Raw genomic sequence first — 12,122 nt, 5'->3', positions numbered from 1 at the left:
CCCGGAGCTGTCGCCGGCCGTGCTGGACGTGTGCGGTGGCCGGCGAGGGGTGAGCGTGGGGGTCGGCTCGGCGGGTCAGCCGGTGACGGCGTGGGCCAGGGCGTATCCGCCGGTGGCGGCGCCGAGGCCGGCGGCGATGCTGACCAGCGCGTTGGCCAGCGCGTGCCCGCGCCGGCCCTCGCGGTGCAGCCGCACGGTCTCGTAGCCGAGCGTGGACCAGGTGGTCAGCGCGCCGCAGAAGCCGGTGCCGACCAGGGCGGTCACCGCGGGGGAGGTGGGCAGGGCGGCCACCGCGCCGAGCACCAGCGAGCCGGCCACGTTGACGGTCAGCGTGCCCCACGGGAACGGGGAGGCGTGGCGGGCCTGCACGGCCCGATCGGTCAGGTAGCGCAGGGGCGCGCCCACCGCCGCCCCGAGCGCGATCAGCAGGACGGTCACCGGTCCGCCCCGCCCCGGGCGCGGGCCAGCAGCCGGGCGGCCACGGCGTCGCCGGCCCACACCGCCAGCAGCGCTCCGGCCAGGGTCGCCGCCAGGTACGCCAGCGCCGTGCCCGGCGCCCCGGCGGCGATCGCCCGCTGGGCGTCCACGGCGTAGGTGGAGAAGGTCGTGAAGCCGCCGAGCACGCCCACGCCGAGGAACGGCCGGACCAGCGGCCCGGCCGGCCGGGCGGTGAGCACCGCCATCAGCGCGCCGATCAGCAGGCAGCCGGCGACGTTGATGCCGAAGGTCGCCCACGGGAAGCCGGTGGGCGGGTGCGGGAACGCGGCCTGGAGACCGGCCCGGGCCAGCGCGCCGAGCACCCCGCCGGCGGCGATGACGCCGAGCACCGCCGCCGGGTGGGCGGGCAGTTCCCGCCGGTCGGCGGGGACGCGAAGGTCGACGTCGGGGTCGACGCGGAACTCGGACGGTCCGGTCACGGTGCCTCCCACCAGGACGGGCATCACTGGCAGGGACCGTTGGCGAGGGTGTCGCGGTTCTCCCGGCCGTTGCCGGGACGGCGGGCCCCACCGCCGGGCCGAGCATAACGCCGGCCGCCTGCGGTCAGGCCGCGACGTCGGCCAGCTCGCGGGTGGCCGCGGCGCCGACCCGACGGGCGCGCCGCTCGGCCACCAGCAGCACCGCGAGGCCGAGCAGGGTGAGCCCGGCGCCGGCCCAGATCGGGGCGGTGAAGCCGAGGCCGGCGTCGATGGTCAGCCCGCCGAGCCAGGCGCCGAGCGCGTTGCCGACGTTGAACGCGGCGATGTTCGCGCCGGAGGCGAGCGTCGGGGCCCGGCGGGCGTACTTCATGATCCGCATCTGGAGCGGCGGCACGGTGGCGAAGCCGAACGCGCCCATCAGCACCAGCGCGACCACGGTCAGCGCCGCGCTCCCGGCGGTCAGGGCGAAGCCGACCAGCACCAGGGTGAGCACGGCCAGGACGGTGACCAGGGTCCGGGACAGCGACACGTCGGCGGCCCGGCCACCGGCCAGGTTGCCGGCGAACAGCCCGACGCCGAAGAGCACCAGCAGCCACGGGACGGTGCCGGTGGCGAAGCCGCTCACCTCGGTGAGCGTGTACGCGATGTAGGTGAACGCGCCGAACATGCCGCCGAAGCCGAGCACGGTGACCACCAGCGAGAACCAGACCTGGGCGTGGGTGAACGCCCGCAGTTCGCCGCGCAGGCCGCCGGTGGGCGCGGCCTCGCTCGCCGGACCGCGGCCGGGCACCAGCACGGCGAGGCCGACCAGCGCGACCAGCCCGATGGCGGTGATCGCCCAGAACGTGGCGCGCCAGCCGAGGTGCTGGCCGAGGAGGGTGCCGAACGGCACGCCGAGGACGTTGGCGGCGGTCAGGCCGGTGAACATGAGCGCGACGGCGCCCGCCCGGCGGGCCGGCGGGACCAGGCCGGTCGCCACCACCGCGCCGATGCCGAAGAACGCGCCGTGGCAGAGCGCCGCGACGATCCGGCCGGCCAGCATGGTGCCGTAGTCGCCGGCCAGCGCCGAGAGCAGGTTGCCGGCGATGAAGAGCACCATGAGCCCGAGCAGCACCGGCTTGCGGCGCAGCCGGGTGACGGCGGCGGTGAGCGCCACCCCGCCGACGGCGACGCTGAGGGCGTACCCGGAGATCAGCCAGCCGGCCACCGACTCGCTGACCGCGAAGTCGGCGGCCACCTGGGGGAGCAGCCCCATGATCACGAACTCGGTCAGCCCGATGCCGAACGCCCCGATCGCGAGGGCGATGAGGCCGCCGGGGAGGGCGGAGGTGCGCGGTGCCATGCCGTACCCAATCGATGCGTGGAAAATAAGGGGGCGCGTGCAACTACCCGCGCCGACAACAAGATAGTTGCACGCGCCTTATACCGGCGCAAGGGTGGTAGCCTGGAGGGACGTCCAGGTCACAGCGGAGGGGGCGCCATGGGCATCGCCGACGACGCGGTCGAGATCCGCGCGCAGGGCTGGCGCACGCTCGCCGCGCTGCACGGCCTGATCGAGACCGCCCTGGAACGCGCCCTCCAGGCCGAGCACGACCTCTCCGTCGTCGAGTACACGGTGCTCGACGCGCTCTCCCGCCAGGACGGCTGGCACATGCGGATGCGCCAGCTCGCCCGCGCCGCGGCGCTCTCCGGCAGCGCCACCACCCGCCTGGTCACCCGGCTGGAGGAGCGCGGCCTGCTCACCCGCGTGCTCTGCGCCGACGACCGGCGCGGCATCTACACCGAGCTGACCCCGGCGGGCTCGAAGCTGCTCGGCCGGGCCCGCCCCACCCACGACCGGGTGCTTGCCGACGCCCTCGCCGAGGGCGAGCGCACCCCCGAGCTGGCCCCGCTGGTCGACGCGCTGCACCGGCTCCCCGCCGCCCGCTGAGCCACCGACCGCCCCGGCGCGGTTGCGTCGATTCGGCGGCCCGGCGTGCGGGGCCCGGGGCCCGGACCACCCCGACGGCCGTAACGAGGACCTGACCTGGCAGGACGGGCCGTACGGGCGTACGGTGATCGCACCCGCCCGGCGCGACGCGGCGTCGGGGCACCCGTCGCGCAGGAGGCCACCGTGCAGGACCGCACCCCTCGTCCGGACGAGCTGGAACCCGTCGAGCGGGCCGGCGTCGACGAGCTGCGGGCGCTGCAACTCGACCGGCTGCGCTGGTCGCTGCGGCACGCGTACGACAACGTGCCGCACTACCGGCAGGCCTTCGAGGCGGCCGGGGTGCACCCCGACGACCTGCGCGAGCTGGCCGACCTGGCCCGCTTCCCGTTCACCGGCAAGGCCGAGCTGCGGGACAACTACCCGTTCGGCATGTTCGCGGTGCCCCGCGAGCGCGTCGCCCGGCTGCACGCCTCCTCCGGGACCACCGGCCGGCCCACCGTGGTCGGCTACACCCGCGCCGACCTCGACACCTGGGCGAAGCTCATGGCCCGCTCGATCCGGGCCGCCGGCGGGCGCCGCGGCGACCGGGTCCACGTGGCCTACGGCTACGGGCTGTTCACCGGCGGCCTCGGCGCGCACTACGGCGCCGAGGAGCTGGGCTGCACGGTCATCCCGGTGTCCGGCGGGATGACCGAGCGGCAGGTCATGCTGATCCGCGACTTCGCACCGGACGTCATCATGGTCACCCCCAGCTACATGCTGGCCATCGTCGACGAGATGGAGCGCCAGGGCGTCGACCCGAGGTCCACCTCCCTGAAGGTCGGCATCTTCGGCGCCGAACCGTGGACCGAGGACATGCGCCGCGAGATGGAACAGCGCCTCGACATGCACGCCGTCGACATCTACGGCCTGTCCGAGGTGATGGGCCCGGGGGTGGCGGTCGAGTGTGTGGAGACCAAGGACGGCCTGCACCTCTGGGAGGACCACTTCTACCCGGAGATCATCGACCCGGTGACCGGCGCGGTGCTGCCCGACGGCGAGCGGGGCGAGCTGGTGCTCACCTCGCTCAGCAAGGAGGCCATGCCGGTGGTCCGCTACCGCACCCGCGACCTCACCCGGCTGCTGCCCGGCACCGCCCGGAGCATGCGCCGGATCGAGAAGATCACCGGACGGACCGACGACATGATGATCGTGCGCGGGGTCAACGTCTTCCCGACCCAGATCGAGGAGCTGATCCTGCGTACGCCCGCGCTGTCACCCCACTTCCAGTGCGTGCTGGACCGGCAGGGCCGGATGGACACCCTCACCGTCAAGGTGGAGCGGCGAGCCGGAGTGGCCGCCGACGAGGCCGAGCGGGCCGGTGCGGCCCTGGTCGAGCAGGTCAAGAACACCATCGGCGTGAGCGTGGCGGTCCAGGTCATCGAGCCGGACGGCGTCGAGCGCTCGATGGGCAAGATGCGCCGGATCGTCGACCAGCGGCGGGGGCGCTGAGATGGCGGGTGAGGACGGCCGCACCGCGGCCCACGACATGTTCGACGCCGACGTGGCGTCCAAGGGGCTCGGCATCGAGCTGGTCTCGGCCGGCGACGGCGCGGCGGTGGCCCGGATGCGGGTCACCGCGGCCATGCTGAACGGCCACGCCATCGGCCACGGCGGCTTCGTCTTCCTGCTCGCCGACACGGCGTTCGCGCTGGCCTGCAACAGCCACGGCCCGGCCACCGTGGCCGCCGGCGGCGAGATCAGCTTCCTCCGCCCGGTCCGCGAGGGCGACCTGCTGGAGGCCCGGGCCGGCGAGCGGGTCCGCTACGGCCGCAGCGGCATCTACGACGTCACCGTGTGGCGGGACGGCGAGGTGGTCGCCGAGTTCCGGGGCCGCAGCCGCACCATCGCCCGGGACTGACCGGCGCGCCGGCCGGGCCGCCGCCGGGGAAGCGGGCCAGGATGAGCCGATGGCACACATCCTGCTCCTGCACTCCGTCTACGGGCTGCGCCCCGCCGTGCTGGACGCCGCCGACCGGCTCCGCGCCGCCGGGCACCGGGTGGCCACGCCCGACCTGTACGAGGTGCCGGCCGCCGACACCGTCGACGCCGGCTTCGCGCTGTTCGACAAGATCGGCCAGGACGCCGTCCTCGACCGGGCCCGGCGGGCGGCGGCCGGACTGCCCGCCGAGACCGTGCTGGCCGGCTTCTCCATGGGCGCCGGCGTCGCCGGAGCGCTGCTCGCCGAGCGACCGCGGGCGGCCGCGCTGCTCCTGTTGCACGGCACCGGCGGTGATCCCGGTTCGGTGCGCCCCGGCCTGCCCGTGCGGCTGCACCTCGCCGACCCCGACGAGTACGAGACGCGGGACGAGGTTGAGGACTGGCAGCGGGCCATGACCGCGGCCGGCGCCGAGGTGACCGTGCACCGCTACCCGGGCGCGGGGCACCTCTTCACCGATCCGGGCACGCCCGACCACGACGCGCCGGCCGCCGCCCTCACCTGGGACCGCGTCCTGGCCTTCCTCGCCGACCGCTGACCGCCCGGCGCCAGCCCGCCGTGGCGGCACCGGGCGACCGGGTCGGGGTGGCATGCTCGCCAGCGGCATGGGTGGTTCGGGCGACGGGCGGATCGGGGAGGTCCCGCGCCCGCGCGGCCCGGTGATCCGGCGACGTCGGCTCGGGTGGCCCCGGCGACGTCCGGGTCGGAGTGGCCCCGTGCCCGCTCCGGCCCGGACGTCGCGTTCAGGCGGCGAGCACCGGCACGCCGGCGGCCACGGTCCGCCCGGCCCGGCCGGACGCCGCGGCCGGCGGCTCCCCGGCGACCCGACGCGGACGCGGCGGCCCGACGGTCGGCGGTCGCCCGCCCACCGGTCCCACCCGGCCCGCCGGCTCCGGCGGCGGGCCGCCCGGTAACGCGTCGTGGAGCCCCGGGAACACCCCGAGCCGCGCCCGCACCGGCCGCCCGGCCCGGTTGCCGCCGGACCGGACCGCCGGAAGACCCGGCGCGCCAGAGCCCCCGGCGGAGGCGCCCCCCGGCACCCCCGTCGGACGGCCCGCCGTGGCACTGCCCCCGGCGGAGGCGCCCCCCGGCACCCCCGCCGGACGGCCCGCCCCGGCAGCGCCCCCGTCCGCGCCGACGACGACCGCCGCGCGGCCACCCGGCGCGACGCCCCCCGCCGCCGCGCCGCCCCCCGCCGGTACACCCTCCGCACCGCCGGCCGACGGCACATCCGCCGCCGCGAGGCCCGTCCGAGCCGCACCCGGCAACGCCCCGGCCGCTCGGGCCGCACCCGGCAACGCCCCGGCCGCCCGCGCCGCGGCCGGCAGCGGACCGCCCGCCGCCGGAACACCCGGCGCCGGGCCGGCCGTCACCGGGACCGGCGCCGGTCGGGCCCCTCCACCCGACCGGCGCCCCGTCCCGGCCGGGCAGGTCGCCCGGCCGGTGGTGACCCCGCCGCCCGGTCCCGCGACGGCCGGGCGGACCGCCCCGGCCGTCCCGGTGTCCCGCAGCCGGCGGACGAACTCCGCCCGCACCGCGCGGGGCAGCCGGTGCGCGGCCACCCGGGCCACCGCCGGCTCGGCGACCGCGTACCCGCCGGTGGCGGTGCGGCGTAGCAGGCCGGCGTCGGCCAGCGCACCCAGCACCGGCTCGGTGCGCCCGGCCGCCCAGCCGAGCATCCGCGCCACCGTGTCGGCCGGGACGTCCCCCTCCCGGGCCGCGGCGGCCATGAGCACTGCCCGCTGCTCGCCGTCCAGCCGGTCCAGCCGGGCGTCGACCAGGCGGCGGACCGGCTCGGGCACCCCGGCCGGCTGGCCGTCGGCGCCGAGCGTGGCCACGTACGCCGCCGCGGCGGCCGGGTTGCCGCCGACCAGCGGGAGCAGCGCCGCGGCCGGCGCCGCGGACCGGCCGGCCCGGTCGAGCAGATGCCGCAGCAACCGTCCCGTGTCGACGGTGCCCAGCGCGGGCAGTGGCACCCGGCGCCGCCGGCCGGCCGCCCCGGGCAGCAGGTCGGCCCAGCGCGGGCCGTGGGTGGCCACCACGGCGAGTGGCAGCCCCCGCTCGCTGGCCGTGGCGAAGAGCCGGTGCAGGAACCGGTTGAGCGCGGGTGCGGCCCGGTCCAGGTCGTCCACCGCCACCACCACCGGCTGCCCGGCGGCCAGGTCCAGCAGGACCTCCCGGCACACCTCGGCGCCCCGCAGGGCCGCCCCGGTGTCGCGCGGGGCGGCCAGGAACTCGGCCAGCGCGTGCGAGGCCGCACCGCGCCGGGCCGCCGGCAGCAGCCCGTCCAGGGCGGCGCCGAGCCGCCGGCGTACGGTCTCCGGCGACCGGGTGTCGCCGAGCCCGGCCAAACCGCGGACCAGGTCCGCCAGCGGCGCGAGGTCCCCGTCCGGAAACGGCGGGCAGTGCGTGACGCACCAGCGCACCCGGGCGCCGTCCACCGTCGACACCGCTCGGACCAGTTCGTGCAGCAGCCGGCTGCGCCCGCTGCCGGCCGGGCCGACCAGCGAAATCCAACGTGGACGGCGCTCCCGCACCGCCCGGGCGATCTCGTCGCCGGCCGTGGCCAGCTCGCGGCGGCGGCCCACCAGCGGGCCGTGGTGCCGGGACGGCCGGTGCGGGGCCGGCCCGGTCACCCGCCAGACGTCCAGCGGCGCCGCCCGGCCGGCCACCGTCATGGCGGCCAGCGGGCGTTGCGCGACCAGGCCGGCGACCGCCCGCCGGGTGGCCGCGCAGACCACCACTCCGCCGGGCGGGGCGTACTCCTGCAGGCGGGCTGCCGTGGTGATCACCGCGCCGCTGGCCGCGCCGTGCCCGCCGTCGCGGATGGCGGCCAGGTCGACCAGCACCTCGCCGGTGGCCACGCCGACCCGCACCCGCAGCCGGGTGGCGGCCGGCAGCCGCCGATCCAGCGCGCCCTGGATCTCCAGCCCGGCGCGCACCGCCCGGTAGGCGTCGAACCCGTCGGAGCCGTGCGCCCCGAACAGCGCCATCACGGCGTCGCCGACGTACTTCTCCACCACCCCGTGCCACCGGCGCAGCACCGCGGCCACCGTGCCGAAGTACGCTCGCTGCAGCGCCCGGACGTCCTCGGGGTCGAGCCGCTCGACCAGGCCGGTCGACCCGACGATGTCGGCGAAGAGGACGGTGACGGTGCGCCGCTCCTCCGGCACCGGCCAGCGCACCACTGTGGCGGCTTCCCGACTCTCCACGGGCGTGGTGATCAGCATCGCACCCACCCTTTCCCCGGTCCGGTGCCTGACGACCACCGGAGACTTTCACCACCGGGTCCTCGGGGGATCGGTAGGACGACGTATGTCGACCACCCGCAACCATTAGTCGTAATGTCGACGCGAGGAGTACCACAAGGGCGTTGAGCCCGTAGAACGGTGCGGGACCCTGTGACTAGGCTGCGGGGCATGGCCAGCGATGTGGACACCGCGCCGCTCGTCGGCCGTGCCGACACGATGGCGGCGCTGCGGTCGGCGCTGCTCGACGACGTCGCCCCCGGGCAGACCGCCGCGGTGTTCCTCAGCGGCGAGAGCGGGGTGGGCAAGACCCGGCTGCTGGCCGAGGCCGTCGAGCGCCTGCGGGACGCGGGCGCGCTGGTCCTCACCGGCACCTGCCTCGACATCGGCGACGCCTCGCCGCTGCACCCGCTGCGCCAGGCGCTGCGCCGCCTCGACGCCGACCTGACCGAGGCCCGCACCTCCTCCGCGGTCCGTGGCCTGCTCCAGGTCTTCGACGAGGAGACCCCGGGCCCGGACGGCGCGGGCGCGCTGCTGGAGCGGGTGTCGCGTGGCCTGCACCTGGTCGCCGGCGGGCGGCCGCTGGTGCTCGTCCTCGACGACCTCCAGTGGGTCGACCGCAGCACCCGCCAGCTCCTGCTCTACCTGCTCGCCGGTCTCGGCGACCTCCAGCTCTCGGTGCTCGCCGCGATCCGGGCCGAGTCGTTGCAGGGCGCGCACCCGCTGCGCCGGGTGCTCACCGAGCTGCGCCGGCTGCGCTCGGTCCGGGTGGTCGACCTGGCGCCGCTGGACCGGGCCGGCACCGACGAGCTGGCCGCCGCGATCGTCGGCACGCCGCTGCCTCCCGAGGCCGCCGACCAGCTGTGGCAGCGCAGCGGCGGCAACCCGTTCGTGGTGGAGGAGCTGGCCCGCGACCTGCGCGACGGCCACGATGGCCTGTCCGACACGCTGCGCGAGGTCTTCCTGGCCCGGGTCGACGCGCTGCCGCAGCCCGCGCACGCCGTGGTGCACGCGGTCGCCGCCGGTGTCGAGCCGGTCGAGCACTGGCTGCTGGCCCAGGTGGTCCGGCTGCCCGAGGACCAGCTCATCGAGGCGGTCCGGGAGGCGGTGGCGCACCGGCTGCTGGTCGGCGCCGACGACGGCTACCGGCTGCGGCACCGCCTGGTGGCCGAGGTGCTCGCCCACGAGCTGCTCCCCGCCGAGCGGGCCGCGCTGCACCGCCGCTACGCCGAGGCGCTGACCTCGGCGACCGCCGAGCTGCATCAGGCCCGGCTGGCGCACCACTGGCGGCTGGCCGGCGAGCCGGCCCGGGCGCTGCCGGCCGCGATGGCCGCCGCCCGCGAGGCCGAGCGGCTGCACGGCTACGCCGAGGCGCACCGCCACTGGTCGGCCGCGCTGACCCTGGCCACCACCCCGCCGGCCGTGCTGCCCGACGGCGGCCGGCCCGAGCCGGTCGAGGCCGACCGGGCCGAGCTGCTGACGCACGCCGCCGAGTCGGCGCACCACTGCGGCGAGCACGCCCGCGCGCTGGCCCTGCTGGAGGAGCTGGCCGCCGACCCGGCCGGCCCGCCCACCTGTGCCCTGCACATCCGGCGGGCGCGCTACCTGGCCGCCGCGGGCCGGTCCGCACCCGCCGAGGCGGAGTACCGGCGGGTGCTCGCGGCCGAGGACTGCACGCCCCGGGAACGCGCCACGGCCGCCGCCCGCCTGGCCGAGCTGCTGCTGCACCTGGGCCGCTACGCCGAGGCCGGCGACCAGGCCCGGGAGGCGCTGCGGCTGGCCGCCGACGTCGAGGGCACCGCCTCGGAGGTGGTGCTGGCCAGCTCCGCGCTCGGCTTCAGCGAGGCCTACCTGGAGGATCCGGACGCCGGGCTGGCCGTCATGCGCGAGGCGCTGGACATCGCCGAGCGGTCGGGCCGGCCGGAGGACGTGGCCTGCGCGTACCTGCATCTGGCCGAGCTGCTCACCGGGCCGCTGAACATCCTCGAGGAGGGCGTGGTGGTGGCCCGCCGGGGCGCCGAGCGGGTCGCCGAGCTGGGGCTCGGCCGCACCTGGGAGACCCGGCTGCTGGCCATCGCCACGAACGGGCTGTTCCGGGTGGGGCAGTGGGCCGAGGCCGAGAAGGTGGTGGCCGCCGCGCTGCGGCACCGCCCGTCGGGCGCCGACGCGGTCGAGCTGCTGCTGGCCCGGTGCCGGCTCTCCGTCGGCTACGGCGACGTCGAGGCCTCCGACCGCGACCTGGAGGCGGTCGCCACCGTGCTGGCCGGCGGCGGGGCCCGGCACGTGCTGCCGATGCTCATCCTGCGCGCCGGGCTGGCCATGTGGCAGGGCCGGCACGACCTGGCCCGGCAGGCGGTCCAGCGGGGCCTGACCGAGAGCCGCTCCGACGACGTCATCGTGCTGGCCACCCTGGCCTGGCACGGGCTGCGCGCGGAGGCGGAGGCGTCCGCGAGCCGCACCGTCGAGGTGGACCAGAACGCGGTCCGCCGGCTGCGCGAGGTGGTCGACCGGGTGGCCGCCAAGAGTGGGAAGGCCGGCGCACCGGTGCGCTACGTCGCCGACGGGTTCCTGGCGCTCTGTGCCGCCGAGCTGAGCCGGCTGGACGACGGCCGGGGCGACCCCGAGCTGTGGGCCCGCGCGGCCGTCGAGTGGGACCGCCGCAACCACCCCTACCCGGCGGCGTACTCGCGGCTGCGGCAGGCCGAGGCGCTCCTGGGCCGGCGCAGCCGGCTGGCCACCGCCGGGAAGCTGCTGCGGCAGGCCCACGGGACGGCCCAGGCGCTCGGCGCGCTGCCGCTGAGCGAGGAGATCCGTACCCTGGCCGGGCGGGCCCGGGTGGCCCTGGACGAGGTCCCGGCCGCCGCCCGTCCGGCGCCCCGGCCCCGGGCCGCGGCGCCGGCCGCGCCCACGGTGGACGAGCTGGTCGTGCTCACGGCCCGGGAGCGGGAGGTGCTCGCGGCGGTCGCCGAGGGGCTGACCAACCGGGAGATCGGCCAGCGGCTGTTCATCAGCGAGCGGACCATCGGCGTGCACGTGTCGCACATCTTTGACAAGCTCCAGGTCCGCACCCGGGTGCAGGCCAGCGCCATCTTCCTGCGCAACAACGCCGACTAGCCGTACGTCGGCAATACGTCGTTCTACTGATCCGGCCGGCGTACGCCGCTGGAAGGCTGTCCAGCGTCACCGGGTGGCGTCGTGGGGGGCGCCGACCACTGTGGAGGAGAGATGACCGAACCGGTCTGGGGTCCCGTGCACCAGGACATCGTGGGGCTGCTCGCCGACCACCCCGCCGACGTGCCGGCGGTCGTCGACCACCTCACGAAGCTCCAGGACCTGCTGGTCCGGCTGCCCCCGCTGGAGGAGAGCTGCCCGCTGGCGGATTTCAACAAGCTCTACCTGGTCATCACCTCCACGGTCCTCGACGGGCTGTACGACGACCGCTTCACCGACCCGGCCTTCCTGGCCCGCCTCGACGTGGAGTTCGCCGCCCGCTACTTCGACGCGCTCCGGTTCTGGACCGACTCCCACCCGAGCACCCCGAAGGCCTGGTCGTGCCTGTTCCAGCGGATGCGCGGCCCGGACGCCCGCCCGCTGCCGTCGGCCGCCGCCGGGGTGAACGCCCACATCAACTACGACCTGCCGTTCGCGCTGGTGACCACCTTCGACAGCCTGGACTCCGAACCGGTGGACGGCAGCGACCAGCACCGCGACTACCTGGAGATCAACAAGATCTTCGCCGAGCGGATCCCGGAGCTGCGCCGCGGCTACCTGGACCACTGGCAGTTGATGATCGACATGGTGAACGGCGACATCGACGACTGGTACCAGGGCGAACTGGTCGAGTACACCCGGAACGTGGCCTGGCGCAACGCGCAGAAGATCTGGCGCTGCCGGCACGACCCGGACGCCCGCGAGTGTGAGCGGATGCGGCTGGACGACAACGCCGCACTGCTCGGCCGGCTGCTGCTGTCGCCCCTCGGGGCGTTCCTCCAGTAGCCGGGACGGGGGGTCCCCGCGTCCCGTCGGCGCGGGACGCGGGGACGCCGCCC

The 12,122-nt window shown here is 76.8% G+C and carries 10 protein-coding genes; 6 read left to right on the top strand and 4 right to left on the bottom strand.

Features of this window, described 5'->3' with window-relative positions:
- Positions 1 to 75 precede the first annotated feature (75 nt).
- From crcB to GA0070214_RS03420, 3 genes are all read right to left on the bottom strand, one after another.
- Positions 76 to 438, bottom strand: coding sequence for a fluoride efflux transporter CrcB (gene crcB / locus GA0070214_RS03430; RefSeq protein WP_091258873.1), 363 nt, complete (start codon positions 436 to 438; stop codon positions 76 to 78).
- Complete coding sequence (locus GA0070214_RS03425) at positions 435 to 929, bottom strand: FluC/FEX family fluoride channel (protein WP_208602655.1); 495 nt, start codon at positions 927 to 929, stop codon at positions 435 to 437. The genes crcB and GA0070214_RS03425 overlap by 4 nt, the downstream gene beginning before the upstream one ends.
- A 112-nt stretch (positions 930 to 1,041) precedes the next feature.
- Complete coding sequence (locus tag GA0070214_RS03420) at positions 1,042 to 2,259, bottom strand: MFS transporter (RefSeq protein WP_091258870.1); 1,218 nt, start codon at positions 2,257 to 2,259, stop codon at positions 1,042 to 1,044.
- 138 nt (positions 2,260 to 2,397) lie between these two features.
- Here GA0070214_RS03420 and GA0070214_RS03415 point away from each other — a divergent pair, with 138 nt between their 5' ends.
- The 4 genes from GA0070214_RS03415 (at position 2,398) to GA0070214_RS03400 (ending at position 5,363) form a co-directional block, all read left to right on the top strand.
- Positions 2,398 to 2,847 (top strand): MarR family winged helix-turn-helix transcriptional regulator, encoded by a 450-nt coding sequence (locus GA0070214_RS03415; RefSeq protein WP_091258868.1) that lies wholly within the window; start codon positions 2,398 to 2,400, stop codon positions 2,845 to 2,847.
- Between the two features lie 183 nt (positions 2,848 to 3,030).
- Positions 3,031 to 4,338 (top strand): phenylacetate--CoA ligase PaaK, encoded by a 1,308-nt coding sequence (gene paaK / locus GA0070214_RS03410; protein ID WP_091258866.1) that lies wholly within the window; start codon positions 3,031 to 3,033, stop codon positions 4,336 to 4,338.
- A gap of 1 nt (position 4,339) precedes the next feature.
- Positions 4,340 to 4,747, top strand: a complete 408-nt coding sequence (gene paaI / locus GA0070214_RS03405) for a hydroxyphenylacetyl-CoA thioesterase PaaI (protein WP_091258865.1) — start codon at positions 4,340 to 4,342, stop codon at positions 4,745 to 4,747.
- A gap of 49 nt (positions 4,748 to 4,796) precedes the next feature.
- The gene (locus tag GA0070214_RS03400) at positions 4,797 to 5,363 is read left to right on the top strand and encodes a dienelactone hydrolase family protein (RefSeq protein ID WP_091258862.1); all 567 of its coding nucleotides are present in this window, start codon (positions 4,797 to 4,799) and stop codon (positions 5,361 to 5,363) included.
- Positions 5,364 to 5,568: 205 nt separating this feature from the next.
- On the opposite strand, the gene GA0070214_RS32720 is transcribed toward GA0070214_RS03400, so the two are convergent.
- Entirely contained in the window at positions 5,569 to 8,055 is a 2,487-nt protein-coding gene (locus GA0070214_RS32720) for an adenylate/guanylate cyclase domain-containing protein (protein WP_139141740.1), read from the bottom strand.
- Positions 8,056 to 8,244: 189 nt separating this feature from the next.
- Here GA0070214_RS32720 and GA0070214_RS03390 point away from each other — a divergent pair, with 189 nt between their 5' ends.
- Positions 8,245 to 11,187, top strand: coding sequence for an ATP-binding protein (locus GA0070214_RS03390; protein ID WP_091258859.1), 2,943 nt, complete (start codon positions 8,245 to 8,247; stop codon positions 11,185 to 11,187).
- Positions 11,188 to 11,298: 111 nt separating this feature from the next.
- On the top strand, positions 11,299 to 12,069 hold the full coding sequence (locus GA0070214_RS03385) for a DUF5995 family protein (RefSeq protein ID WP_091258857.1): 771 nt from the start codon (positions 11,299 to 11,301) through the stop codon (positions 12,067 to 12,069).
- The last annotated feature ends 53 nt before the right edge of the window (positions 12,070 to 12,122 follow it).

This window comes from Micromonospora chaiyaphumensis (genome assembly GCF_900091435.1).
GTDB classification, from domain to species: Bacteria; Actinomycetota; Actinomycetes; order Mycobacteriales; family Micromonosporaceae; genus Micromonospora; species Micromonospora chaiyaphumensis.
Note: the sequence above shows the minus strand (reverse complement) of the source record. Positions and strands in the feature narration are given on the sequence as shown.